Raw genomic sequence first — 25,464 nt, forward strand, 5'->3', positions numbered from 1 at the left:
TTATCAGGACATAAGCATGAGCAAACCCATCGTTTTCAGCGGCGCACAGCCGTCCGGCGAACTGACCATTGGCAACTATATGGGTGCGCTGCGTCAGTGGGTGCAGATGCAGGATGATTTCCACTGCATTTACTGTATCGTCGACCTGCACGCGATCACCGTTCGCCAGGACCCGGCAGCACTGCGTAAAGCCACCTTAGATACGCTGGCGCTGTATCTGGCCTGTGGTATCGATCCCGAGAAAAGCACTATCTTCGTTCAGTCCCATGTGCCGGAGCACACGCAGCTCAGCTGGATCCTGAACTGCTATACCTATTTTGGTGAGCTGAACCGTATGACGCAGTTCAAAGACAAATCCTCGCGCTATGAAGAAAACATCAACGCGGGATTGTTCAGCTATCCGGTGCTGATGGCTGCAGACATTTTGCTTTATCAGACGGCGCAGGTGCCAGTGGGTGAAGACCAGAAACAGCACCTTGAACTGAGTCGCGACATTGCGAGCCGGTTTAACGCGTTGTATGGCGATATCTTTAAAGTGCCCGAGCCATTCATTCCTAAATCTGGCGCACGCGTGATGTCCCTGCTGGAACCGACGAAAAAGATGTCTAAGTCGGACGATAACCGCAATAACGTTATCGGCCTGCTTGAAGATCCAAAATCTGTGGTCAAAAAAATCAAGCGCGCGATGACCGACTCGGAAGAGCCGCCGGTCATTCGCTATGACATTAAAGAGAAGGCGGGCGTATCAAACCTGCTGGACATTCTGTCAGGCGTGACCGGCAAGCCCGTAACGGCGCTGGAGCAGGAGTTTGAAGGCAAAATGTACGGGCATCTCAAAGGCGCGGTAGCTGATGCGGTGTCCGGTATGCTGACTGATCTGCAGGAACGCTATCATCGCTTCCGTAACGATGAAGCGCTGCTGGAGCAGGTGATGCGTGACGGTGCGCAGAAAGCCCGTGCTCAGGCGCAGGAAACCCTGAAAAAGGTTTATGACGCTGTAGGTTTTGTCGCTCAGCCCTAATCGGCGAGTCGGGCATGTAAACGGCGAGCGTAGGCTCGCCGTTTTGTTTTTACCACCAGCGAAATGTTTCGTGCAGGACAATCCGACAGCGGCGGATCACCTGTCTGGCGCTGGTTGATGTCCATCAATCGCAGCAAGCTAAACCTCTTAAAGGAGCGCTGCACGATTCAGTCTGGGACCCTGAGTGAGGTAACTGACTGACAAAGTCATCTGGAGCAGGGCAACGCTATCGTGTTAGCTTTAATCAGCAGCGCTTAACGCATCAGGAGCCCGCAATGACAACCGCACCACTTCGATGGATAAATAATCTGCGTCTGCCCACACGTGACGGACTGTGGCAGATAGAAATTGCTGAAGGGAAAATCGTCCGAATGACGGCACAGCCTCAGCAGATATCTGCGGACGGCGCCTCGCTGGATGCGGAAGGTGGCCTGGCACTCGCGCCTTTTATTGAGCCTCATATTCACCTGGATACCACGCAAACCGCGGGAGAGCCAGCCTGGAACCAGTCCGGGACCTTGTTTGAGGGCATTGAGCGCTGGGCAGAGCGCAAAGCGTTGCTGAGTCATGAGGACGTCAAACGGCGGGCAATGCAGACGCTGAAGTGGCAAATCGCGAACGGCATACAGTTTGTTCGTACCCATGTGGACGTATCCGATCCCACCTTAACGGCTCTCAAAACGATGCTGGAACTTAAAGCGGAGATGGCACCCTGGATTGATATTCAGATCGTGGCGTTTCCGCAGGAAGGCATCCTGTCCTATCCGAATGGTGAAGCGCTTCTTGAAGAGGCGCTGCGGCTCGGCGCAGATGTCGTCGGGGCGATTCCTCATTTTGAATTCACCCGGGAATACGGCGTCGAGTCGTTGCATAAAACGTTCGCGCTGGCCAACCGTTATGACCGGCTAGTGGATGTGCACTGCGACGAAATTGACGATGAGCAGTCGCGCTTTGTTGAAACCGTGGCCGCGTTGGCCCACCGCGATGGCATGGGGGCACGCGTGACCGCAAGCCACACTACGGCGATGCACTCCTATAACGGTGCCTACACATCGCGTCTGTTTCGACTCCTGAAGCTCTCCGGGATTAACTTTGTAGCGAATCCGCTGGTCAATATTCATCTTCAGGGCCGTTTCGACAGTTACCCTAAGCGGCGCGGCATTACCCGCGTTAAAGAGCTTCTGGAGGCGGATATTAACGTCTGCTTTGGTCACGATGATGTGTTTGATCCCTGGTATCCGCTGGGCACGGCCAATATGCTCCAGGTGCTGCATATGGGGCTACACGTGTGTCAGCTAATGGGCTATGAACAAATTAATGCCGGGCTCGATCTGATCACCCATCACAGTGCCAAAACGATGAATCTTGCAGAATACGGCATTCAACGCGGGCACGACGCCAGCTTGATTATCCTGCCAGCGGAAAACGGCTTTGACGCGGTGAGAAGACAGGTACCGGTGCGCTATTCGCTGCGCCGCGGAAAGGTGATCGCCGAGACGCAGCCTGCGAAAAGCGCAATCTGTTTAGAACAGTGGGAAGACGTGACGTTTACACGCTGAAAGGCGAGGGCGGCGCGGTGGCGCCGCCCAGAAAGTTTAATGGGTGTTATGACCGTGGGAGCGGTGTTTGGTCACCAGACCTAACAGCACACACATAATAAACACCACCGCGTACAGGCCGTTTGCGGTTAACAGCGCGCTGTGAACGCCGCTGCTTTTCACAATCGGTGACGTCACAACAAAGGTCAGCATGGTGCCGACCGTGCCGCAGGTCAGAATAAAGTTAACCAGCTTGGGTGAGGCCACTTTGGTTTGCAGCGAGCCCAGGGTGATAATGGTGGTATAGATTGCGCTTGAGCTAAAGCCCAGCGTTAAGATAATCCATCTCAGCATGCTGGCGTCATGGCTGCTTACGAACCAGTACATCAACACCGTTGCCAGGCCTGCCAGCACCATCAAAATACGTTGCAGATCAAAGAAGCGCAGCAGGAAGCTGAACACCCACATACCGACCATGTAGGCGGTCCAGAAACTGCCCACCAACTGACCGGCGTCGTCAATATTCATGCCCATGACTTTGGTCGCGTACTCTGGCACCCAGGAAATAAAGCCTAACTGGCCCAGGATGTAGCATAGCGCCGCAATGGCCAGAAACAGGACGCCAGCCCCCCATTTCTCTTTCTCAACGGTCGGACTGTTCTCCGGCTTGCGCAGCACCGGGAATTCAACAAACAGCGTCATGATAAAAATGCCAACATAAATCACGCCAATACAGACGTAAACCCAGTACCACGGCAGATGACGCGCCAGCAGGATACCGGCAAGGATGGGGAAAATGGTGCCTGCCATGCTGAAGAACGAATCCGTAAACAGCAGACGTGAACCGCGCTGACGGCCTTCGTACATATGGGTTATCAGGAAGGTTCCAATCGACATGGTAATGCCGCTGACCACGCCAAGCACGAACATGCACAGTGAAAATACCGACAGATCACGGCTGGTCATTAAGCCGATGACGGCTAACACCATCAGCACAAAGCCGAATATCAGCTGCCGTTTGAGCGGCACAATCACCATCAGCCAGGCATTGAGGAAAACCGCAGCCAGAATGCCACTGTTCAGGAAGGTAAAGGTGTTGCCCATACTGTCGATAGGAATCTGGAAATCTTTCGCGATATCGCCCATTACCATGCCGGTGACAATCACCAGTGCGCCGGTAAGCGCATACGAGAGAAAGCTAATCCAGGTAAGGCCGATACGATTACGATTTGTCATGTTCTGAACCTGTTAGGAAGCGGGAGAGCCTGAAGCGTCAGAAATTGTAAACGTAACCGTGATCTTAATAAACTAAGAGTGAAAACTGATGTCATTCATTTCATCAATACTGTGATTTTAGTCACGAAGCGGAAGCAACTTTATTTAGGCTCTGGTGGGTGCCTTTAGCGTAAATATAGGTAAAACGCTGGCTCTTGTATTACATGCTCTTTACAATCAATATCGTTTTTGAGCTGGCTCTCCAAAGTAAGGAATTACTCATGTTTAAACGTACTTTGACAGCGGCAGTTGCCCTGTTAGCGCTCTCTTCTGTTTCCGCCTCAGCTTTAGCGGCTAAAGGTGATACGCATGTTCTGCTTACCACCTCTGCTGGCAATATCGAACTCGAACTGAATAATCAAAAAGCACCGGTCTCCGTTAAAAACTTCGTGGATTACGTCAACAGCGGTTTCTACAACAACACGATTTTTCACCGCGTCATTCCTGGCTTTATGATCCAGGGCGGTGGCTTTACCAGTGAAATGCAGCAAAAACAAACCAACGCGCCGATTAAAAACGAAGCAGACAACGGCTTGCGCAACCTGCGTGGCACCATCTCAATGGCCCGTACCGCCGATAAAGACAGCGCCACCAGCCAGTTCTTCCTGAACGTTGCTGACAACGCTTTTCTGGATCACGGTCAGCGTGATTTTGGTTACGCCGTATTTGGTAAGATTGTTAAAGGCCAGGACGTGGTGGATAAAATTTCTCAGGTGCCGACAAAAGACGTGGGCCCGTATCAGAATGTGCCAACCAAACCTGTGGTTATTTTGTCAGCGAAAGTCTTACCGTAATTTGATCTCATGCCATCTCGTCTCCGGCAAAGGGAAAATTTGCTCTTATACTTAGAGCAAACCTGAGCAGGAGGCGGTATGGCAAACAAACTCACAGATAAACAAAAAGCAGCGCTCTGGCAACAGCGGCGAAACGCCAGCTATCGGGCAAGCTGTCGGCTCGAAGGCTTTACCCTGACGGAACCGGAAATCAAGGGTGAAGATGCAGTAGAGCGACTGGCCTCACTAAGGAGGCAATATGGCTGCTAACACTGCCGTCACTCAGGATCCCTACCTGTGGCAAAACGATACCGTACTGAAAAACCGTCTTGATATTCACGATGCCGCGCAGCTGCGTAAAGCCGAGTTAAGCTTCAGTGCCGCGCGCCTTGCTACGCTTGAACTGGGCCCACGCAAGATCGGATTACCCTACCTCTGCCATATTCACCGTACCCTGTTTCAGGACGTCTATAGCTGGGCCGGCGAACTGCGTACGCTGGACATCTGGCGCGACGAAACCCCTTTTTGTCATTTCGAGTACATCGAAAAAGAGGGAAATGCACTGATGGCGGCGCTGGAAGAGGAGAAAGCCTTGGCCGATCTGCCTCAGGCTGAATTTGTGAAACGGATTGCCTGGTACTATTGCGAAGTCAATATGCTGCATCCTTTCCGCGAAGGTAACGGCAGGGCGCAGCGTATTTTCTTTGAACAGCTCGCGCTGCATGCCGGCTACGTGCTGGAATGGGACAACCTGAGCGCCGAAGACTGGATTGCGGCAAATCAGGCCGGTGCCGCCGGCGCGTTGCAGCCGCTGGAAAAGCTCTTTGCCCGTATCGTCAGTGAAGCCAAAGCCCCCTGATCCGCTTACGCCACAGGGCGGCGCCCAAGGTGCGTTGCCCTGCACGAAACCGGTTATCCTGTATCCCCACATCACACTCATCCTGAACAGCATGATAGGATAGCGCTCTGGTCATCACTCTGGATGCTGAACGCTCCGCGCATCCTTCTGGTCTGCCTGAAATCACAATCATGTTGCTGCTTATTGATAACTATGACTCGTTTACCTGGAACCTCTACCAGTATTTTTGCCAACTCGGTGCTCAGGTTCGGGTAGTAAGAAATGATGCTATTACCCTTGATGAGATGCGCACGCTGCCGCTGACTCATTTGGTGATTTCCCCCGGCCCCTGCACGCCCGATCAGAGCGGTATTTCGTTGCAGGCCATCCGCCATTACGCTGGCCGTCTTCCTGTACTGGGCGTTTGCCTGGGCCATCAGGCGATAGCCCAGGTTTTTGGGGCGCAGATTGTTCGCGCTCGCGAGGTCATGCATGGTAAAACCTCGGCGGTGCAGCACAATGATTGCGGCGTATTCCGCGGTCTGAATCAGCCGTTGACCGTTACGCGCTACCATTCACTTATTGTCAAAACGGAAACGTTGCCTGATGAGTTCGAGGTGACCGCATGGAGCTTACGTGACGGCCAGCCGGATGAGATTATGGGGATTCGCCATAAAACCCTCGCGCTGGAAGGGGTGCAGTTTCATCCTGAAAGTATCCTCAGCGAACAGGGGCATCAACTGCTCGCTAATTTCCTGCACCAGTAAAGTTGTGTTTGCCTTTGAGTGATTTTTTATGCATATTTCATGATTATTATTTCATCATGAATCAACTCATCAGTTTGCGAGGTTGTCAATGGCAGCGGAAAATAGTGCGGTAACACGGGAAACGTTCGATAAAGTTATTTTGCCTGTTTATGCACCTGCACAGTTTGTACCGGTTAAAGGTAAAGGAAGCCGGGTCTGGGATCAGCAGGGCAAGGAGTATATCGATTTCTCGGGGGGGATTGCCGTCACCGCGTTGGGCCATTGTCACCCGGCGCTGATTGAAACTCTCAAGAAGCAGGGCGAAACCTTATGGCACACCAGCAATGTGTTCACCAATGAGCCCGCACTGCGTCTTGCCAGTAAACTGATTAATGCCACCTTTGCGGACAGAGTGTTTTTTGCCAACTCCGGCGCAGAAGCTAACGAGGCCGCGTTTAAGCTGGCGCGTTATTATGCCTGTAAACGTCATAGCCCGTTTAAAAGCAAAATTATTGCCTTCCATAATGCCTTTCATGGCCGGACACTGTTTACGGTCACGGTAGGCGGTCAGCCAAAATACTCCGACGGTTTTGGCCCGAAACCCGCCGATATCGTTCATGTGCCGTTCAACGATCTTGCGGCAGTGAAAGCCGTTATCGACGACCACACCTGCGCGATTGTCGTTGAGCCGATTCAGGGGGAAGGTGGCGTCATGCCAGCCACGCCAGAATTCATGCAGGGGCTGCGTGAGCTCTGCGATAAACATCAGGCGTTGCTGGTGCTGGATGAAGTTCAGAGCGGTATGGGGCGCAGCGGTAAGCTGTTTGCTTATGAGCACTACGGCGTCACGCCAGACATTCTGACGTCGGCGAAAGCGCTGGGCGGCGGTTTTCCTGTCAGCGCCATGCTGACCACCGAGGAGGTGGCGTCAACGATGGCGCCTGGCGTGCATGGCACCACCTATGGTGGCAATCCGCTGGCCTGTGCGATTGCTGAAACCGCGCTGGATCTGATCAATACGCCAGACGTGCTGAACGGCGTGGAATCCCGTCGCCAGCAGTTTGTCGAGGCACTCAAGGCGATTGATGCGCGTCACGACCTGTTCAGTGATATCCGTGGTAAAGGCCTGCTGATTGGTGCAGCCCTGAAGCCGCAGCATGCGGGCAAGGCACGCGATATCCTGAATGCGGCAGCCGCGGAGGGCGTGATGGTGCTGGTGGCCGGTACGGATGTGATGCGTTTTGCCCCTTCACTGATTATTGAACCCGCCGATATTGAAGAAGGCATGGCGCGCTTTGCCAAAGCGGTCGGGAAAGTCCTGACCGCCTGAGTCATTTTCGACCCAGACTGCGAATCAGCCAGCGACCGTGATGCGGTCGCTGGTTCCAGGCCAGAGAAGAGATCGTGTGCATGACTTTCAGATGATCCAGGATGCGCCTGACGTGCTGCTCCAGTACCGTGACCGGCCCCTCATTTATATCTTCCACGCCCTGTAGCAGATCCGTCTGCGAACTTTCCCCATCATATTCCAGCCGTTGCTGACACCGTTGCAGGGCGATCTCGCACCATTGCAGGTAGTGCTCAGCCAGCGTGGGCGGCAGCATGGTATGTTCACGTGCCAGAATGGTCATGGCGTTAATGTGCTCCACGATAAACTGGCAGTGCGTGACCCATAAGCGCATATCCTGCAGGTAGCGTGAATTAAATCCCGGCTCCTGCATGGCCTGATTCAGGGAGTTAAATACGGCGTTATGCGCCTGGTTGACCTTAACCCGCTGGTAAGCCAGTGCATCGGGTGACTGCTCCGGGCCCAGCAACATTCGTAGGGCATCCTGACAGGCCTCCAGCGCATCATGGGCATTCTGGCGCAGCAGGGCACTTTGCCACTGCGGCCACAGCCATAACATGCCGGCAAAGGCGATCAGGCAGCCCATTAACGTATCCAGCAAACGTGGCAGCAGGAATTGCGCACCGTTAAGAGAAAGAAGTTGCAGCGTATACACCGCGGTGACGGTAAACCCCACCATCGACCAGCCGTAAAACTGCCGGGTAAAGCGGTAACTGATAAAGGTAATCACCAGCATGATACTTAACACCAGCGGTTCCGGCACGTCTAACTGCAGCGAAGCCGCCGCGATGGCCAGCCCGGCAAAGGTGCCTAACGCACGGTGCTGAATACGCACCCGGGTGGCGCTGTAGTTGCTCTGACTGACAAACATGATGGTCATCAGAATCCAGTAGGGTTTGGGAATCGCAAAGAACAGCGCCAGTGCACTGCCCAGCATCAGCATCACAGAGAAACGTCCGGCTGTGCGCAGGGCGGAGGATCGCAGCGAAAGATAGCTGCGTAGTGCGGGCAGAAGCGGTAAACGCCGTTGCCGGTCCGCCATTAAATCACGCTGATAAAGGGGTTTTTGAGTACGCAGTACGCGCGCGATACGGTTGAAATGGTAGAGGCAAAAGTTCCCCACGGGATTGTCGGGATGCTGACGGGCAATTTTTTCCAGTGCCCCTAACTGCTTGTCCATGTCAAAGCGACTGGACAGTTGGTGGTAAAGGATGTTGTCTGCCAGCTCACGTAAACGGGCGGAAATGGTTTTGGCATTCCAGCGAATCACGGCCTCAGCATGGCTTTGTTCTACCAGTTTTTGCACTTCTTCGGGCTGATGCAGGCTGACAGAAATGTGTTCCTGCAAATCCAGTGCGACCTGAAAAGCGCGGGTCAGTTGCTTATGACTGTGATCGCGACTGGCGGACAGCATATGCATCTGCTGATAGCAGGTGTTGATCAGGTCGATAGCTTTTTGCTGCCGCGCCAGCAAGGGGGGTAGCGCCTTCTCCGGATCGGTAAGTTGCGTCAGCAAGGTGTACTTGGCGTCACAATAGTTCGCCAGTTCACGGTAAATCAGACTCAGGCTTTCACGCATTGGCTGCTCTTTCCACAGCCAAAACCAGAACCAGTTAAACAGGCCATACCACAGCGTACCGCCGATGTAGAGCAGGGGCGGTACATAAAGCGGCATGCGGCCAATCAGGCTGGTGGTAAATATCGCTGCGATCAGTGTGGCAGGGAGTAACCGTGCGTGCAGCGGACTGATCTCTCCGGTGACGCCAAGCAGCAAAGGCAGGGCAAACAGAATGAGCGGCAGCGGCACGTCTTTTAGCAGCAGCCACTGCATCAGCAAACTGCCAAGGGCAAACAGGCTGCCGCCGATGATCAGGCGTTTAAAGAAGCGTTTGTGGGGCGTATCCAGACCGGCAATGTTGCAGCAGGCGGGAACCAATGAGAACAGCAACCCTTTTTGCAAATCGCCGAACAGCCAGCCGAGCGCTACGGGAAGGCACAACACCAGCGTCTGGCGCAGCGCATAGTTAACTTCGGGGTGATAGATTATTCTTCGCCACATCGGCTCTACACAAGACATTCACGGCATAATGTCGCCATCACGCCGTGAACAGTCAGGCTTAGCGTGTGCCGTAAACAACGATGGTTTTGCCGTGTGCGGAGATCAGGTTCTGATCTTCCAGCATCTTCAAAATACGGCCCACGGTTTCACGTGAACAACCAACGATTTGGCCAATTTCCTGACGCGTAATTTTAATTTGCATGCCGTCAGGATGCGTCATGGCATCTGGCTGCTTAGCCAGATTAAGCAACGTTTGTGCAATGCGTCCAGTCACATCCAGGAAAGCGAGATTCCCCACTTTTTCTGACGTCACCTGCAGACGGCGAGCCATCTGAGAAGAAAGACGCATCAAAATATCCGGGTTAACCTGAATGAGCTGACGAAATTTCTTGTAGGAAATTTCTGCCACTTCGCATGCCGTTTTCGCACGTACCCAGGCGCTGCGCTCCTGACCCTCTTCAAACAGGCCAAGCTCACCAATAAAATCGCCTTGATTCAGATAAGAAAGAATCATCTCTTTGCCTTCTTCATCCTTAATCAGTACCGCGACGGAACCTTTCACGATGTAGTAAAGCGTTTCGGCTTTTTCACCTTGGTGAATCAGCGTACTTTTGGATGGATACTTGTGAATATGGCAATGAGACAGGAACCATTCAAGTGTAGGGTCTGTTTGCGGTTTGCCGAGAACCATTCGCTATTATCCTCTATTGTAATCGTGCCCAAAATACAGGGCTCAGTTTCCCTGCCAGGCGATGAAAGCGTTAAGCGTGTTTCCATTCAGGAAATTATTCGGGCTGCATTTGCGCAGAGCGCATCATTCTTCCCGGCTTCGTCTTCGGATGACGAAAAATATTTTCAGCACTGTTTGTAGCACAGCTTTCGCCGACTGTCTTGTGTTGTCTCGCTTCAGCAATAAGGCCGATTTCTACGGATTGCTGTTTACCAGGCAAAAGCGTACTCTGACGCAAAAACAGGGCATTCTGGGGGCCAGATTATGCAGGCAAGAGTCAAATGGGTTGAAGGGTTAACATTCCTCGGCGAGTCTTCGTCCGGACATCAGGTCTTAATGGACGGCAATTCCGGCGATAAAGCGCCCAGCCCTATGGAAATGGTGCTGATGGCGGCCGGCGGATGCAGCGCCATTGATGTAGTATCAATTTTGCAAAAAGGTCGCAACGATGTGGCTGATTGCGAAGTAAAACTCGAATCAGAACGCCGGGAAGAAGCGCCTCGCATCTTTACCCGTATCAACCTGCACTTTATCGTCAGTGGAAAAGCACTTTCAGATAAAGCCGTGGCGCGTGCGGTCGATCTTTCAGCAGAGAAGTATTGCTCGGTTGCCATTATGTTAGGCAAAGGAGTGGAAATTACCCACAGTTACGAAGTTATCGAGCTGTAATTATTCAGAGGCCAGCGCGGCCTCTGATTTTATTCAATGCGTTTGCCTTCCATGAGCCGTTTTACCAGCGGTGCCATTATTAATTCCATCGCCAGCCCCATTTTCCCGCCAGGTACAACCAGCGTGTTGATATTGGAAATAAACGATCCCTGCAGCATGGCCAGTAGGTAGGGAAAATCAATATCTTCCAGCCCCTGAAAGTGGATGACGACAAAACTTTCATCCAGTGAAGGAATGGTGCGTGCCGCAAAGGGGTTAGAGGTGTCGACGGTTGGAACCCGCTGAAAGTTAATATGGGTGCGTGAGAACTGCGGCGTAATGAAATTGATGTAATCCTCCATTGAGCGCACCACCGAATCCATTACGGCTTCACGCGAATGACCGCGTTCACCGGTATCGCGTACCAGCTTCTGAATCCACTCCAGGTTAACGATGGGAACGACGCCGACCAGTAAGTCCACTTTTTCAGCGACGTTGTGCTGAGCCGTCACGACGCCGCCGTGCAGCCCTTCATAAAACAGCACGTCCGTATTCGGTGGCAGCGGCTGCCACGGGGTAAAGGTACCTGGCACCTGATTCCAGGGCACCGCTTCGTCGTAGGTATGCAGGTATTTACGTGACTGGCCCTTGCCCTGAGCACCGTATTCAACAAAGGTCTGCTCAAGCAGACCAAAATCATTCGCCTCCGGACCAAAGTAGCTGATATGGCGACCCAGATCGCGCGCCTTACGGATAGCCATATCCATTTCGGGCCGGGTAAATCGGTGGAAACTGTCGCCTTCCAGCTCGGCCGCATGCAAGTTAAGTTGCTGAAAAATTTTACGGAATGCCAGGCTGGTGGTAGTGGTTCCGGCACCGCTGGAACCTGTTACCGCGATAATCGGATGACGTGCCGACATAGTGAAACTCCCTGTGAAATCAGGCGATGAGCATTGTTAGCACGATTTTTCGTTCTGTGCATCAGCCACGGAACTCACTTTTGCGCATGATGTTGACCGATTCGTGAAGCTCAGACCAGACCAACACGACTTCACCTTGCTGCAGCTGGCGTCGCACATTGGCGACTTTTTCGGTCAGGCTGAGTTCCTGTTCGCCGTAGTCGGTACCTTCGCGCAGAACAAAGGCTTCAATTAGGTTTTCAAGGGTTTCGGGAGAAACCTGTTGCCAGGGAATAATCACAGGGTTAGCTATCCAGATAAGGGGAAATCCACTGCGGCACGCGCTGTTCCAGCCACAATTCAGGCTGACGCAGGGTACCACTCACAAATCCAACATGACCACCGTGGGTTGTCAGCTGATAGGTAATAGTGGCAGATAACTGGTCATTCTGCGGGATCACCTCATCGCTCATAAAGGGGTCATCTTTTGCATGGATAATCAGCAACGGTTTTGTCACCGATCTCAGCAATGGCAGGGCGCTGGCACGGCGATAATAGTCCGTGGCGTCGGCAAAGCCATGCGCCCGGGCCGTGATGGCGTCGTCAAAATCACGCAGGCGACGCAGGGCTTTCAGCTGACTGAGATTGACCGGTAAGGTGTCGGGCCAGGCGTGCAGCTTGCGGCTGGCATTCTTTTTAAGCTGGCTCAGCAGGTAACGCTGATAAATTTGGGAAAACCCGCGTTCCAGTCGGGCGCTACAGGGTTCAAGCATCAAGGGTGCCGAAACGATAACGCCGGCATCCAGCGCAACGTCACTGCCCTGTTGGCCCAGCAGGCAACCCAGCATATTCCCGCCCAGCGAAAACCCCACAGCCGCAGTAGGAACCTGTCCCCAGCGAGCCTTCAGCCAGGTCAGGAAAAAGCGTGCATCTTCCGTCTCGCCGGAGTGGTAAATCCGGTTTAGCCTGTTCGGCTCGCCGCTACAGCCGCGAAAATGCATCACTACGGCCAGCCAGCCGCGTTGCCTGCAGACTTGCATCAGGCCATGGATGTAAGGACTGTGGAAGCTGCCCTCCAGACCGTGAAACAGCACCACGCGTGGTTTATGCGCGGCAAACTGTGGATCTTCACTCCAGGCCAGATCAACAAAATCACCGTCGGGTAAATCCAGCCGCTGCCAGTGAGGCGTTAACGCTATAGTACGGCGGAACAGGCGCGGCAGTAGGGTTTGCACATGCGGATTGGTCAGGCCGCGCATGGGGCTGAACGTCGCGCCGTCCGGGCCCGAAAATTTCATGTTGTAAAGGCTTGTCTGTTCCATATCACACTGTTAGCTTCGATAAGTTTTTACATAATGGAGAGAGAAACCGGATTAATGGAACTCAGTCTTTTTTTATCAATGTTAGGGTTTCTCTGGGTCGCGGCGATTACACCCGGACCTAATAATATGTTACTCACCGCCTCGGGCGCCAACTTTGGCTTTTTCCGTACCCTTCCGTTAATGGTCGGCATCATGATTGGTATGCAACTGATGCTACTGATGGTGGCGTTTGGCGTAGGGGGAGCGATCCTGCTCTATCCCTCACTGCACCTTATCCTGAAAGTTGCCGGGAGCCTCTATCTTCTGTGGCTGGCATGGAAAATTGCGACCGCCGCATACGAAAAGCTGGAGACCGATGCGGCACCGGTCGCGCCCATGCCCTTCTGGCAGGGAGGATTATTGCAGTTGATCAACCCAAAAGCCTGGTTAATGGCCCTGGGGGCGATAGCCAGCTTTAGCCTGGCCGGTGCCGGATATCGCCACTCTGTAATGTTAATCAGCGTAGGGATGGTCATGGTCAATCTGGTCGCGGGCATCATCTGGATGGGGTTTGGCGCAATGATTGGCCGTGTTTTACGCAGTCCGCGCGCGTGGAAGATATTTAACCTCAGTATGGGGCTGTTAACAGCAGCCTGCGTACTGCTCATCTGGCGCTGACGTTAACTGGAGGCGCGTTCCAGGCGCTTCCAGGGCAGCACCTCCCTGACAACCGGTGCATGGGGCTGACGGATTTTTTTCAGCAGCAGTTGTACGCTGCGGGCGCCCAGCTCATTCATCGGTTGCTCTATGGTGGTCAGAGGCGGATTCAGGCTGCCGGTAAAGGGAATACCGTCAAACCCGACCACAGCCAAATCCTCGGGCACGCGCAAGCCTGCTTCCAGCGCCGCATGCACGACACCGACCGCCAGCACATCGGACACGGCAAAGACCGCGTCGGGTCGCTCGGGTGAGTGCAACATCTCCCGTAAAGCCCGACTGCCTTCTTCACAGGAAATATCCGCAGTGTAGACCACCTTAGACCAGCCCAAATCCGTTTGCTCAATGGCCTGGCGATAACCCTGCTCACGATACTGGGAATACAGATAACGCATGTCGCCGTTGACCAGTGCAATGCGTTGGCGGCCTCTGGCAGCAAGGTAATGGACGGTATCGCGCGCCGCCTCAAGATGATCGATGGAGACTGAGGATGCCGCAATCTGGGGATCAAACTCTGAGCACTGCACCCAAGGCGCATCTCCAATGATATCGATAAGGCTTTCCAGCCCGGCCGCCGCGTCCATGGTAATGACGCCATCAACGACTTTGCCTGTGAGCAGCGTCAGGTAAGCGGCTTCGCGTTTAAACTGCGAGGCGGAATTACACAACAGGATATGGTAGCCATGCATTTCGGCTTCCGCTTCGATGCCTTGCACCACCCTGGAACAAAAGGGATTGGTGATATCTGAAATCAGCACCAGCAGCATATGGCTTTGCGAGGTACGCAACTGACGTGCTAACAGGTTCGGCTGATAGCCGCTGGTTGAAATGGCATCCAGCACTTTCTGGCGCGTATCCGCTTTCACACCTGGATGAGCGTTAAGCACGCGGGATACCGTGGCTTTAGACACGCCAGCTAACAGGGCAACTTTGTCGATCGACATCGAACTCGCAGGCCTCACCGGGAGCAAATAATAGCGCATATCAATAGCACACCCAGCATGTGAGCGCCTGACAAATTTATGGCTTTTTGTCTGAATTTTAATTTGCATATAACAGCAATCTATTGCAGATGATGATCTAAGAATTTCTTTCTATTAGGGATAACTTTTAATTCCTTTGTGAAATTAATCCTGCCAGCAACACTGCCCACATCATAAAAGTGATGGGGAAAATCATGTTAAAAGGGCAGTCAACCATTTTGGCTACTGTGCTGGCACTGCTGGCGTTTCAGGCCGGCGCGGTCGACGTGACGGTGGCGTACCAAACCTCTGCCGAACCGGCCAAGGTGGCGCAGGCAGATAACACTTTTGCTAAAGAGAGCGGCGCAACGGTAGCCTGGCGCAAATTCGACAGTGGGGCGGGCGTATTGCGCGCTCTGGCATCCGGGGATGTGCAGATAGGCAATATTGGGTCCAGTCCGTTAGCGGTTGCGGCGACGCAGCAACTCCCGATAGAAGCGTTTTTACTCGCCTCTCAGTTGGGGAATTCAGAAGCGCTTGTTGTCAGGAAAACCATCGCCAGCCCTCAGGACCTGATTGGTAAACGTATCGCCGTCCCGTTTATCTCGACCACGCACTACAGCCTGCTTGCTGCCTTGAAGCACTGGGGAATTAAGCCCTCCCAGGTCCAACTGGTGAACCTGCAGCCGCCCGCTATTGTAGCCGCCTGGCAGCGGGGCGATATCGACGGCGCGTACGTTTGGGCACCGGCGGTCAATGCACTGGAAAAGGACGGCAAGGTCCTGACAGACTCTTCTCAGGTTGGTCGCTGGGGATCGCCTACGCTGGATGTCTGGGTCGTGCGTAAAGACTTCGCGCAGCAGCATCCAGATATTGTTACCGCCTTTGCCCGCAGCGCGCTTGAGGCGCAGAAAGCCTATCTGGATAACCCGGAACAGTGGCTGAAACAGGCTGACAACCTCAGCAAGCTTTCGCGTTTAAGCGGCGTGCCAGAGCAAGCGATTCCGGAACTGGTAAAAGGCAATACCTATCTTACGGCCGCGCAGCAGGTTAAACAGCTGGAACAGCCGGTGAATAAGGCCATTGTGGATACGGCGCAGTTTCTGAAAGCGCAGGGAAAAGTGCCGCAGGCTGGCAGTGATTACAGCCGTTATGTCACCAGCCGCTTTGTTGCCCCCCTGGCTAAACCCTGAGGAGAACGCCATGTTACGTATCGCTCACCTCAACGCGAGTTATGGCGGCCAGCCTGTGTTGCAGGACATCACGTTACAGCTTGATAAAAAAGCGTTGATGGTCGTGCTGGGGCCGTCAGGCTGTGGCAAAACAACCCTGCTTAATCTGATCGCGGGATTTTTACCGGTTGAGTCCGGCACGGTTTCCCTGGACGGGGAGCCCGTGCGCGGGCCGGGCGCAGAGCGTGGCGTGGTGTTTCAGAACGAAGGCCTGCTGCCGTGGCGTAACGTGCTGGATAACGTGGCTTTTGGATTGCAGATAGCCGGCATGGCGCGCCAGCAGCGTGAGGAGATTGCACGGAGCTTCATCAAAAGCGTGGGACTCGAAGGTGCGGAAAAACGCCTTGTCTGGCAGCTGTCAGGAGGCCAGCGTCAGCGCGTCGGGATCGCCCGGGCGCTGGCGGCCAATCCACAACTGTTGCTGTTGGATGAGCCTTTCGGCGCACTTGACGCGTTTACACGTGAGCAAATGCAAACCCTGTTATTAACCCTGTGGCGCAACAGCGGTAAGCAGATTCTGCTTATCACTCACGACATTGAAGAAGCCATCTTTCTGGCCAGCGAGCTGGTGCTGCTCTCTCCCGGGCCAGGGCGCGTGCAGGAAAAAATGACGCTTAATTTTGGTCAGCGTTTCGTGGAGGGCGAACCCTGCCGGAGCATTAAATCCGATCCTGATTTTATTGCCCAGCGGGAATACGTGTTGAGTCGGGTATTTGAACAGCGGGAGGCATTTGTATGAGTGCGCTGATCAACGATGAGCCGGCCACCGTGCGCCACCGTCGCCTGCGCTGGCCTTTTTCCACCTCGTTGACGCTGAGCGCCCTGAGCCTGCTTGTGCTGCTGTTCGTCTGGTGGAGCGTGACCGCGCTGGGCCTCATTGCACCACTGTTTTTACCTTCACCGCAGCAGGTAGTAAGTAAGCTGCTGCTGGTGGCTGGCCCGCAAGGATTTATGGACGCCACGCTGTGGCAGCATCTGTCGGCCAGTCTGGCGCGGATGCTGATTGCCTTAACCGCGGCGGCGGCGATCGGCATCCCGGTGGGGATCGCGATGGGCATCAGCCCGGTCGTGCGTGCGCTGATCGATCCGCTGATTGAGCTGTACCGGCCCGTACCGCCGCTGGCGTATTTGCCGCTGATGGTGATCTGGTTTGGTATTGGCGAGACCTCGAAAATCCTGTTGATTTATCTGGCAATATTCGCTCCGGTGGTGCTGTCGACGGTGGCGGGCGTGCGTCATGCTCAGCAGGTTCGTCTGCGTGCGGCGGCCTCGTTGGGCGCGACCCGCTGGCAACAGCTGCGTTGGGTCATTTTGCCTGGCGCCCTGCCGGAGATACTGACCGGGTTACGGATTGGTTTGGGCGTGGGATGGTCAACGCTGGTGGCTGCCGAGTTAATCGCGGCAACCCGAGGCTTGGGTTTTATGGTGCAGTCGGCGGGCGAGTTTCTTGCTACGGATGTGGTGCTGGCAGGGATCGCGGTCATTGCCGTGATTGCGTTTGGTTTAGAGCTGAGTCTACGTGCGTTGCAACGCCGGTTAACGCCCTGGAATGGAGAGCAAAAATGAACGAAAAGTTAGCCATCAAGCCGCTGGGGCCTTTTATTGGTGCCCAGGTCGGCAATCTTGATGTATCACGTCCCCTCAGCGACGCGCAGTTTGAACAGCTTTATCATGCGCTGCTGCGTCACCAGGTGCTGTTCCTGCGCGAACAGGTCATTACGCCCGAGCAGCATCGTGCACTGGCGATTCGCTTTGGCGATCTCCATATTCATCCGGTTTATCCTCATGCCGAGGGCGTGGAAGAGATCATTGTTCTGGACACGCACCAGGATAATCCGCCGGATAATGACAACTGGCATACCGATGTGACCTTTATTCAAACGCCGCCCGCCGTGGCGTTACTTGCGTCTAAAGTGCTGCCTGAGTCTGGCGGCGATACGTTGTGGACCAGCGGCATCGCCGCTTACGAGGCGCTGTCTGCGCCCTTTAAGACATTACTGGCTGAGTTACGTGCAGAGCATGACTTTACCAAGGCGTTTCCTGAATATAAGCATCGCAAGACAGAAGAGGCGCATCGGCAGTGGCAGCAGGCTGTGGCGAAAAATCCCCCCGTTTATCATCCGGTGATCCGCACCCATCCCGTGAGTGGCAAGAAGGCCCTGTTTGTCAACGAGGGGTTTACGACGCGGATTATGGATATCAGTCAGAAAGAGAGTGACGCGCTACTGGGCTTTTTATTTGCCCACGTGACCCGGCCCGAGTTTCAGGTGCGCTGGCGCTGGCAGCCAAACGACCTGGCTATCTGGGACAACCGGGTGACACAGCACTATGCGAATGCGGACTATTATCCGGCGAGGCGAGTGATGCAGCGGGCGACGGTGCTTGGTGACCGGCCTTATTGATCCGCACCCGGCGCTGGAGCCGGTGCGGAGAAGTAAAGTAAGGCAACAGCAAGAAACATCACCGCCTTTATCAGGCGGTGAGCATGGCTTCCAGTTTTTCCTGTGCATCCAGCCAAGCCATCTCCACCTCTTCCAGGGCCGATTTACTCTCGGCCTGTTTTTGTAGTGCGGCACTGAGATCGGCCTTACGGCTTTGCTCATAGAGGGCACTGTCTGAGAGCAGGGCTTCGGCGTCGGCGAGCTGGGTTTGCCATTTTGCCATCTGCTTTTCCAGCTTCTCAATTTCTTTACGCAGCGGCTGGGTCTGCGTGCGCAGCTCCGCTTCACGGCGCTTCTGGTCTTTGCGCGCCTGAGCGCTGTTGCCGGAATCCTGCCTCGGTGCCGCGTCCTGCTGGGACTGCTGTTTTTGCAGGTCGCTCAGCCACTGCTGATAGTCTTCCAGATCGCCGGGAAACACGTCTACGCTGCCATCGTGAACCAGATAGAGATCGTCCGTGGTGGCACGTAACAGATGACGATCGTGCGAAACCACCACTAACGCGCCCTCGAAATCGATAAGCGCTTCGGTGAGTGCCTGGCGCATATCCAGATCCAGATGGTTGGTGGGCTCATCCAGCAGCAGCAGGTTAGGGCGCTGCCAGACAATCAGCGCCAGCACCAGGCGCGCCTTTTCTCCACCGGAGAAACGCGCTGTTATTTCTGTGACTTTATCACCCTGAAAACCAAAACCACCGAGATAGTCACGTAACTGCTGCTCCAGCACTTTCGGGGCGATACGGGACAGGTGCTGTAAAGGGGACTCGTCGGCGCGCAGAAACTCCAGCTGATGCTGAGCGAAGTAACCCAGCTTGATGCCTTTTGCCAGCCCAATCTCACCCTCTTTGGCGCTGAGCTCACCGGCCAGCAGCTTAATCAGGGTCGATTTACCGGCGCCGTTGCGCCCCAGCAGGCCAATACGTGAGCCGGGCACCAGGTTAAGCTTAATGGCATCAAGAATGATGCGATCGCCATAGCCTGCGGTGACTTTTTCCATTTTCAGCAGCGGATTTGGCAGGCTCTCTGGTGCACGAAAGCTGAAGCTGAACGGGTTATCCACGTGCGCTGGTGCAATCAGCTCCATGCGCTCCAGCATCTTAATGCGGCTTTGGGCCTGCTTCGCCTTGGTTGCCTGAGCACGGAAGCGATCAATATATTTCTGCAGATGCGCCACTTTTTCCTGCTGGCTCTGATATAACGCCTGCTGCTGGGCCAGTTTGGCGCCGCGCTGGCGTTCGAAGGAGCTGTAGTTCCCGGTGTACTCCATCATCGTCTGCTGCTCGATGTGAATAATTTTATCCACCACGGGATCGAGAAAATCGCGATCGTGCGAGATCAGGATCAGCGTCCCTTCATAGCTTTTCAGCCAGCGCTCCAGCCAGATAACCGCATCCAGATCGAGGTGGTTGGTCGGTTCATCCAGCAGCAACAAATCTGAACGACACAGTAACGCCTGGGCCAGATTGAGGCGCATGCGCCAGCCACCCGAGAAATCACTGACCGGGCGCTGAAGCTGCTCCTGGCTAAATCCGAGTCCGTGCAGCAGACTTGAGGCGCGCGACTGAATGGTCCAGGCCTGGATAGTGTCGAGTTTAGCGTGAACCAGGGCGATAGCATTTCCGTCATTTCTGATGTTCGCCTCTGCCAGTTCTGCCTCAAGCTGGCGGTATTCACGATCGCCATCGATCACATAGTCAAGGGCGGCCTGACTCAGGGCAGGGGTTTCCTGGTTAACCCAGGCAAGCGACCAGTTGCCGGGAAAGGTGAATGAGCCTGCATCGCTGGTCATCTCGCCTTTCAGCAACGACAGCAGCGTGGATTTTCCACAGCCGTTTTTACCCACCAGCCCGACTTTTTGGCCGGGATTGATGGTGGCGGTGGCGTTATCAAGCAGGACGCGAACACCGCGGCGAATTTGTAGGGCAGAGAAGACAATCATAAGCGCCGTATCGTCAGAATATGTTAATTTACCTGCAACATAATTGGGTTTTTGTTGCGTTGTGCATGGTAGCGGAAATCTGCACCAATGACGACGTTTTGGAGGGAAAGGATGTCGCAGCCACCTAAGATTTTGCTGCTTTTTGCTCATCCGGAAGCACAGGATTCTATCGCAAATCGTATTTTACTGGATGCAGCCAGCAACGCTGAGCACGTGACTGTTCACGACCTTTATGCCGTATATCCGGATTTTTTTATAGATGTTCACCACGAGCAGCAGCTGCTGCGCGAGCATGATGTGATTATTTTTCAGCATCCTCTCTATACCTATAGTTGCCCGGCGTTACTTAAAGAGTGGTTAGATCGCGTGTTGTCCCGCGGCTTTGCCAACGGGATAGACGGAAATGCGCTGGAGGGAAAATACTGGCGCAGCATCGTGACGACCGGCGAACCCGAAACCGCTTTTCAGCAGCAAGGGCTGAACCGCTACTCCATGAATGACATTTTGCGCCCTTTTGAGCTGACGGCACAGATGTGCCGTATGCACTGGATGTCGCCGATGATAATTTACTGGGCGCGCCGTCAACAGCCTGATCTACTCAAAAAATATGCCCGTGCTTACAGCGACTGGCTGGCAGCCCCGCTGCCGAATGGAGGGTTATAAATGGAAGGACAAACGCTGCTGACCGCAGGAGTCATCTATCTCTTTGCGGCGGTGCTCATTGTACCGGTAGCGGCTCGCCTGGGGATAGGCGCAGTGTTGGGATACTTACTGGCCGGTATTGCCATTGGTCCGTGGGGACTTGGTTTTATTAGTGATGTCGACGAGATTCTGCATTTTTCAGAACTGGGCGTCGTGTTTCTGATGTTTATTATTGGGCTGGAGCTGAACCCGTCCAAGCTGTGGGCGCTACGTCGGTCCATTTTTGGCATCGGTGCCGCACAGGTCATTTTCTCTGCTGCAATTCTTGGCGCACTGCTGTGGTTAACGAAATTTGACTGGCGAGCGGCGGTGATTGGCGGCATTGGTCTGGCCATGTCATCCACTGCGATGGCGTTGCAGCTGATGCGGGACAAAGGGATGAATCGCAGTGAAGCAGGTCAGTTAGGCTTCTCAGTGCTGCTGTTTCAGGATCTGGCCGTCATACCCGCGTTGGCGCTGATTCCACTTCTTGCCGGTAATGACAGCGGCAGTATCGACTGGATGAAAGTCGGCATGAAGGTCCTGGCGTTTGCCGGTATGCTCGTCGGCGGTCGCTATTTACTGCGCCCCATTTTTCGTTATATCGCGGCATCGGGCGTACGCGAGGTGTTTACCGCTGCTTCACTGCTGCTGGTATTGGGATCGGCGCTGTTTATGGATGCGCTGGGTTTATCCATGGCGCTGGGGACATTTATCGCCGGAATTCTGTTGGCAGAAAGTGAATACCGGCATGAGCTGGAAGTGGCGATTGAGCCGTTTAAAGGTTTGCTGCTGGGGCTGTTTTTTATCTCGGTCGGCATGGCGCTGAACCTCGGTGTGCTCTATACCCATATTATCGCGATTTTGCTGGGCGTACTGGCGCTGGTGGCGGTCAAGCTGCTGGTGCTGTACGTGCTGGCCCGCATTTATGGGTTACGCAGTTCTGAACGTCAGCAGTTTGCTGGCGTGTTGAGTCAGGGCGGCGAGTTCGCCTTCGTGCTGTTCTCAGCGGCTTCCTCGGCCAAACTGTTCTCGGGCGACCAGTTGCCGCTGCTGCTGGTTACCGTAACGCTGTCTATGATGACCACGCCGCTGCTGATGCAGGCGATCGATCGGCTGCTGGCGCGTCGCTTCAATGACGGCGATGAAGACACGGAAAAACCCTTCGTTGAGGACGATCAGCCGCAGGTCATTGTCGTGGGTTTTGGGCGTTTTGGTCAGGTCGTTGGCCGTTTGCTGATGGCGAACAATAAACGCATCACTGTCCTTGAGCGTGATATTAGTGCGGTCAACCTGATGCGAAAGTACGGCTACAAGGTTTACTATGGCGATGCCACGGAGTTGGAGCTACTGCGTGCAGCGGGCGCGGCTGATGCGCAATCGATCGTCATTACCTGCAGCAATCCAGAAGATGCGATGACGATTGTTCACCTCTGTCAGCAACATTTTCCGCATTTGCAGATAATGGCGCGTGCGCGTGGCCGTGTAGAAGCCCATGAACTGCTTCAGGCAGGCGTAACGCAGTTCTCACGTGAAACCTTTTCCAGTGCGCTGGAGCTGGGGCGTAAAACGCTCATGTCGTTAGGGATGCATCCCCATCAGGCTCACCGGGCACAGCAGCACTTTCGTCGTCTGGACATGCGCATGTTGCGGGAACTGATGCCCGTTCACTCTGACATGGCGCAGATCTCACGTGTCCGCGAGGCGCGACGTGAACTGGAAGACATTTTTCAGCGTGAAATGCAGCATGAACGGCGTCAGATCCATGACTGGGACGACGATCAGTAATCAGAGAAGGCAGGTAGAGCATCATGCGTAAACGTTTTATTGCCGGTGCGGTTTGTCCGCACTGTCAGGAAAAAGACACGCTGGCCATGTGGCGTGAAAACAATGTCGATGTGGTTGAGTGTGTGAAGTGTGGCCATCAAATGCGCGAAGCGGATAAACAGGCACGCGATCAGGTTCGCAGCAATGAGCAGGTGATCGGAATTTTCCATCCCGAGTAGCGAAATGGCCCAGCTTTTTTTAAGCTTAACCACACAGCGGGATTGAATTCCGTTACAATTGACGCCATTAACGCTGTGGTCGCAAGAGAAAAAGATAACCTCTTGTACTCAGCCCCGAACCTTTCTGGTTGGTGTTATTGCACGCAAGAATAGACCAATGAGACGGGATCTTTGTTCTCAACGGTTAGGAGATATCATGAAAGTAGCAAAAGACCTGGTGGTAAGCCTGGCCTATCAGGTACGTACAGAAGACGGTGTGTTGGTTGACGAGTCACCGGTGAGTGCACCGTTAGACTATCTGCACGGTCATGGTTCCCTGATTTCTGGTCTGGAAAACGCGCTGGAAAACCACGTCGCGGGCGATAAGTTTGACGTGCATATCCCGGCGAACGACGCGTACGGTCAGTACGATGACAACCTGGTACAGCGCGTACCGAAAGACGTCTTCATGGGCGTTGACGAACTTCAGGTTGGTATGCGTTTCCTGGCAGAAACCGATCAGGGGCCAGTACCGGTTGAAATCACCGAAGTAGAAGATGAGCATGTCGTGGTTGACGGTAACCACATGCTGGCGGGTCAGAACCTGAACTTCAACGTTGAAGTGGTTGCGATTCGTGAAGCCACACCGGAAGAGCTGGCCCATGGCCACGTTCACGGTGCTGATGGTCATCATCACGATCATGACCACGATCACGGCCATGACCACGGTCAGGGTGGTTGCGGTACCGGTGGTTGCGGCTGCAGCCACTAAGTTCAAATCTGCATGTCAAGGCCACCTCCGGGTGGCCTTACTTTTTTGGACATGCCGTTGCTCACAGACACGCACAAAGCAAGCCTGCGACCTTTCTGTTAACAACGCTCGTCTGTCGCGGAGGGGTCAATAATGCGGCGGTGGGGTTTCTTCTGATGCATCGGCAATCATTGATGGCGCGCTGGCTTTAAACTTCTCAAGCAACAGGCGCATATGTTCGCGCATCTTACTCATTTCAAGTTCATGCTGGACCACGGTATTGTTCAGTTGATCGATGGTCATCTCCTGAAAAGCCAGTTTACTTTCAAGCGTTTCAATACGTTGTTCCCACTCTGACTGTTGCATGACCTGTTCTCCTGTTAAGGTGCTACTCAGCGCGCAATTCTAATGGCTGACGTTGCAGAATTGCCCTATTTTTTATCTTTAATTTAGTGCTTAGCTTGAAAATGGCCCAGATGGCATCATCTCTGGTGAAACTTCCTGATGCAAAAAAGGTCGGAAGTAGACCAGGATAATTACGCTGTGGGAGTGTTCGCCACTGCCACGTAAAGTTATAGTGTGGGCCCGCAGTCCGCAATGATTCCCGAGGTGTCAGGCTTCGGTTTTGGAGAAAGGATGAAATCACTGTTCAAAGTCACATTGTTAGCTACCACCATGGCCGTTGCGCTAAATGCTCCGCTGGCAATGGCCGCAGAAACTGCAGCGGCACCGGCTGCTGCTGATGCACCTCAGACTGCTCCCCAGGCTCCAAAAAACGCTGCCTTCAAAAACGAAGATCAGCAATCTGCATATGCATTAGGCGCATCTCTGGGCCGTTACATGGACAATTCTCTGAAAGAACAAGAGAAGCTGGGCATCAAACTGGACAAACAGCAGCTGATTGCCGGTGTTCAGGATGCATTTGGTGGCAAGAGCAAACTGTCTGATGAAGAAATCGAGCAGACACTGCAGGCGTTTGAAGTGCGCGTGAAAGGCGCGGCTTCAGCCAAGATGGAAAAAGACGCGAAAGAAAACGCTGAGAAAGGGGAAGCTTACAGCGCTAAGTTTGCCAAAGAGAGCGGCGTGAAGAAAACTGACAGTGGTCTGCTTTACAAAGTAGAGAAAGAAGGCACCGGTGATGCGCCGAAAGACAGCGATACCGTGGTCGTCAACTACAAAGGTACGCTGATTGACGGTACTGAGTTCGACAACTCTTACACGCGCGGTGAGCCACTGTCATTCCGTCTTGATGGCGTGATCCCGGGCTGGACCGAAGGCCTGAAGCACGTTAAGAAAGGCGGTAAGATCAAGCTGGTTATTCCACCGAACCTTGCTTATGGTAAAAACGGCGTTCCGGGTATTCCGGCTAACTCCACCCTGGTGTTTGATGTTGAACTGCTTGATATCAAACCTGCTCCGAAAGCGGATGAAAAAACGCAGGCCCCTGCTGCTGACGCGAAGAAATCTCAGTAATCTGTCTGCCGCCATCTTCGGGTGGCGGTTTCTGTTTATGACAAACCTCTGGCATAAGCCCGCGACATTTGCCAGACTATCGCCTGCATAACTATCCCAATATTGAGTCT

The 25,464-nt window shown here is 54.0% G+C and carries 27 protein-coding genes; 18 read left to right on the plus strand and 9 right to left on the minus strand.

Annotated elements, in window-relative coordinates:
- Positions 1-16 precede the first annotated feature (16 nt).
- Both trpS and GKC68_RS02435 read left to right on the plus strand, forming a co-directional pair.
- Positions 17-1,021, plus strand: a complete 1,005-nt coding sequence (gene trpS, locus GKC68_RS02430) for a tryptophan--tRNA ligase (RefSeq protein WP_028724386.1) — start codon at positions 17-19, stop codon at positions 1,019-1,021.
- A 275-nt stretch (positions 1,022-1,296) separates the two neighbouring features.
- Complete coding sequence (locus GKC68_RS02435; RefSeq protein WP_342656556.1) at positions 1,297-2,580, plus strand: cytosine deaminase; 1,284 nt, start codon at positions 1,297-1,299, stop codon at positions 2,578-2,580.
- A 36-nt stretch (positions 2,581-2,616) separates the two neighbouring features.
- Here the strand turns inward: GKC68_RS02435 and tsgA are convergent, their stop codons facing one another.
- Complete coding sequence (gene tsgA / locus GKC68_RS02440; RefSeq protein WP_028724384.1) at positions 2,617-3,795, minus strand: MFS transporter TsgA; 1,179 nt, start codon at positions 3,793-3,795, stop codon at positions 2,617-2,619.
- 260 nt (positions 3,796-4,055) lie between these two features.
- On the opposite strand from tsgA, the gene ppiA reads away from it, so the two are divergent.
- The 5 genes from ppiA to GKC68_RS02465 all read left to right on the plus strand — a co-directional run bounded on the left by ppiA (position 4,056) and on the right by GKC68_RS02465 (position 7,521).
- The gene (gene ppiA / locus GKC68_RS02445; RefSeq protein ID WP_014604860.1) at positions 4,056-4,628 is read left to right on the plus strand and encodes a peptidylprolyl isomerase A; all 573 of its coding nucleotides are present in this window, start codon (positions 4,056-4,058) and stop codon (positions 4,626-4,628) included.
- A gap of 78 nt (positions 4,629-4,706) precedes the next feature.
- The gene (locus GKC68_RS02450; protein WP_110146287.1) at positions 4,707-4,877 is read left to right on the plus strand and encodes a YhfG family protein; all 171 of its coding nucleotides are present in this window, start codon (positions 4,707-4,709) and stop codon (positions 4,875-4,877) included.
- On the plus strand, positions 4,867-5,466 hold the full coding sequence (locus GKC68_RS02455) for a putative adenosine monophosphate-protein transferase Fic (RefSeq protein WP_047714271.1): 600 nt from the start codon (positions 4,867-4,869) through the stop codon (positions 5,464-5,466). The genes GKC68_RS02450 and GKC68_RS02455 overlap by 11 nt, the downstream gene beginning before the upstream one ends.
- 170 nt (positions 5,467-5,636) lie before the next feature.
- Positions 5,637-6,212: an aminodeoxychorismate synthase component II gene (locus GKC68_RS02460; protein ID WP_047714270.1), complete on the plus strand. Its 576-nt coding sequence runs from the start codon at positions 5,637-5,639 to the stop codon at positions 6,210-6,212.
- 88 nt (positions 6,213-6,300) lie between these two features.
- A complete protein-coding gene (locus GKC68_RS02465; RefSeq protein WP_028724380.1) occupies positions 6,301-7,521 on the plus strand; it encodes an aspartate aminotransferase family protein in 1,221 nt (406 codons plus the stop codon).
- Position 7,522: 1 nt separating this feature from the next.
- Here the strand turns inward: GKC68_RS02465 and GKC68_RS02470 are convergent, their stop codons facing one another.
- Complete coding sequence (locus tag GKC68_RS02470; protein WP_089528866.1) at positions 7,523-9,598, minus strand: YccS/YhfK family putative transporter; 2,076 nt, start codon at positions 9,596-9,598, stop codon at positions 7,523-7,525.
- Between the two features lie 58 nt (positions 9,599-9,656).
- Positions 9,657-10,289 carry a cAMP-activated global transcriptional regulator CRP gene (gene crp, locus GKC68_RS02475; RefSeq protein ID WP_000242758.1) on the minus strand — a complete coding sequence of 211 codons (633 nt, stop codon included), beginning with the start codon at positions 10,287-10,289 and terminating at the stop codon, positions 9,657-9,659.
- Between the two features lie 303 nt (positions 10,290-10,592).
- On the opposite strand from crp, the gene GKC68_RS02480 reads away from it, so the two are divergent.
- The gene (locus GKC68_RS02480) at positions 10,593-10,997 is read left to right on the plus strand and encodes an OsmC family protein (RefSeq protein ID WP_013027492.1); all 405 of its coding nucleotides are present in this window, start codon (positions 10,593-10,595) and stop codon (positions 10,995-10,997) included.
- A gap of 29 nt (positions 10,998-11,026) precedes the next feature.
- Here GKC68_RS02480 and GKC68_RS02485 read toward each other — a convergent pair whose 3' ends face one another.
- From GKC68_RS02485 to GKC68_RS02495, 3 genes are all read right to left on the minus strand, one after another.
- Entirely contained in the window at positions 11,027-11,896 is an 870-nt protein-coding gene (locus tag GKC68_RS02485; RefSeq protein ID WP_089528865.1) for a phosphoribulokinase, read from the minus strand.
- 61 nt (positions 11,897-11,957) lie between these two features.
- Positions 11,958-12,176: a YheU family protein gene (locus GKC68_RS02490; RefSeq protein ID WP_028724377.1), complete on the minus strand. Its 219-nt coding sequence runs from the start codon at positions 12,174-12,176 to the stop codon at positions 11,958-11,960.
- Between the two features lie 4 nt (positions 12,177-12,180).
- A complete protein-coding gene (locus tag GKC68_RS02495; RefSeq protein WP_028724376.1) occupies positions 12,181-13,197 on the minus strand; it encodes a hydrolase in 1,017 nt (338 codons plus the stop codon).
- A gap of 54 nt (positions 13,198-13,251) precedes the next feature.
- On the opposite strand from GKC68_RS02495, the gene GKC68_RS02500 reads away from it, so the two are divergent.
- A complete protein-coding gene (locus GKC68_RS02500; protein WP_047714267.1) occupies positions 13,252-13,854 on the plus strand; it encodes a LysE family translocator in 603 nt (200 codons plus the stop codon).
- Between the two features lie 2 nt (positions 13,855-13,856).
- Here GKC68_RS02500 and GKC68_RS02505 read toward each other — a convergent pair whose 3' ends face one another.
- The gene (locus tag GKC68_RS02505) at positions 13,857-14,837 is read right to left on the minus strand and encodes a LacI family DNA-binding transcriptional regulator (RefSeq protein ID WP_014604864.1); all 981 of its coding nucleotides are present in this window, start codon (positions 14,835-14,837) and stop codon (positions 13,857-13,859) included.
- A 221-nt stretch (positions 14,838-15,058) separates the two neighbouring features.
- Between GKC68_RS02505 and tauA the strand changes: the two genes are divergently transcribed.
- The 4 genes from tauA to tauD are packed head-to-tail and all read left to right on the plus strand — an operon-like array spanning position 15,059 to position 18,489.
- Positions 15,059-16,048, plus strand: coding sequence for a taurine ABC transporter substrate-binding protein (gene tauA / locus GKC68_RS02510; protein WP_342656557.1), 990 nt, complete (start codon positions 15,059-15,061; stop codon positions 16,046-16,048).
- 10 nt (positions 16,049-16,058) lie between these two features.
- Positions 16,059-16,826, plus strand: coding sequence for a taurine ABC transporter ATP-binding subunit (gene tauB, locus GKC68_RS02515; RefSeq protein WP_028724373.1), 768 nt, complete (start codon positions 16,059-16,061; stop codon positions 16,824-16,826).
- Positions 16,823-17,653, plus strand: coding sequence for a taurine ABC transporter permease TauC (tauC, locus tag GKC68_RS02520; RefSeq protein ID WP_028724372.1), 831 nt, complete (start codon positions 16,823-16,825; stop codon positions 17,651-17,653). The genes tauB and tauC overlap by 4 nt, the downstream gene beginning before the upstream one ends.
- Positions 17,650-18,489: a taurine dioxygenase gene (tauD, locus tag GKC68_RS02525; protein ID WP_013027483.1), complete on the plus strand. Its 840-nt coding sequence runs from the start codon at positions 17,650-17,652 to the stop codon at positions 18,487-18,489. Before tauC ends, tauD begins: the two co-directional genes overlap by 4 nt.
- A 70-nt stretch (positions 18,490-18,559) precedes the next feature.
- Here the strand turns inward: tauD and GKC68_RS02530 are convergent, their stop codons facing one another.
- Positions 18,560-20,464: an ABC transporter ATP-binding protein gene (locus GKC68_RS02530; protein ID WP_047714264.1), complete on the minus strand. Its 1,905-nt coding sequence runs from the start codon at positions 20,462-20,464 to the stop codon at positions 18,560-18,562.
- A gap of 111 nt (positions 20,465-20,575) precedes the next feature.
- Here GKC68_RS02530 and kefG point away from each other — a divergent pair, with 111 nt between their 5' ends.
- The 4 genes from kefG to slyD all read left to right on the plus strand — a co-directional run bounded on the left by kefG (position 20,576) and on the right by slyD (position 23,902).
- The gene (kefG, locus tag GKC68_RS02535; RefSeq protein WP_047714263.1) at positions 20,576-21,127 is read left to right on the plus strand and encodes a glutathione-regulated potassium-efflux system ancillary protein KefG; all 552 of its coding nucleotides are present in this window, start codon (positions 20,576-20,578) and stop codon (positions 21,125-21,127) included.
- Entirely contained in the window at positions 21,128-22,933 is a 1,806-nt protein-coding gene (gene kefB / locus GKC68_RS02540; RefSeq protein WP_047714262.1) for a glutathione-regulated potassium-efflux system protein KefB, read from the plus strand.
- A 23-nt stretch (positions 22,934-22,956) separates the two neighbouring features.
- Complete coding sequence (locus GKC68_RS02545; protein WP_006120567.1) at positions 22,957-23,151, plus strand: YheV family putative zinc ribbon protein; 195 nt, start codon at positions 22,957-22,959, stop codon at positions 23,149-23,151.
- Positions 23,152-23,347: 196 nt separating this feature from the next.
- Positions 23,348-23,902 carry a peptidylprolyl isomerase gene (gene slyD / locus GKC68_RS02550; RefSeq protein WP_028724367.1) on the plus strand — a complete coding sequence of 185 codons (555 nt, stop codon included), beginning with the start codon at positions 23,348-23,350 and terminating at the stop codon, positions 23,900-23,902.
- A gap of 126 nt (positions 23,903-24,028) precedes the next feature.
- Here slyD and GKC68_RS02555 read toward each other — a convergent pair whose 3' ends face one another.
- Positions 24,029-24,247, minus strand: a complete 219-nt coding sequence (locus GKC68_RS02555; RefSeq protein WP_028724366.1) for a SlyX family protein — start codon at positions 24,245-24,247, stop codon at positions 24,029-24,031.
- 270 nt (positions 24,248-24,517) lie between these two features.
- Between GKC68_RS02555 and fkpA the strand changes: the two genes are divergently transcribed.
- Positions 24,518-25,354, plus strand: a complete 837-nt coding sequence (gene fkpA, locus GKC68_RS02560; protein WP_024471368.1) for an FKBP-type peptidyl-prolyl cis-trans isomerase — start codon at positions 24,518-24,520, stop codon at positions 25,352-25,354.
- Positions 25,355-25,464: the final 110 nt, after the last annotated feature.

The organism is Pantoea sp. RSPAM1, assembly GCF_038816185.1.
In the GTDB taxonomy this organism is placed as follows: Bacteria; Pseudomonadota; Gammaproteobacteria; order Enterobacterales; family Enterobacteriaceae; genus Pantoea; species Pantoea ananatis.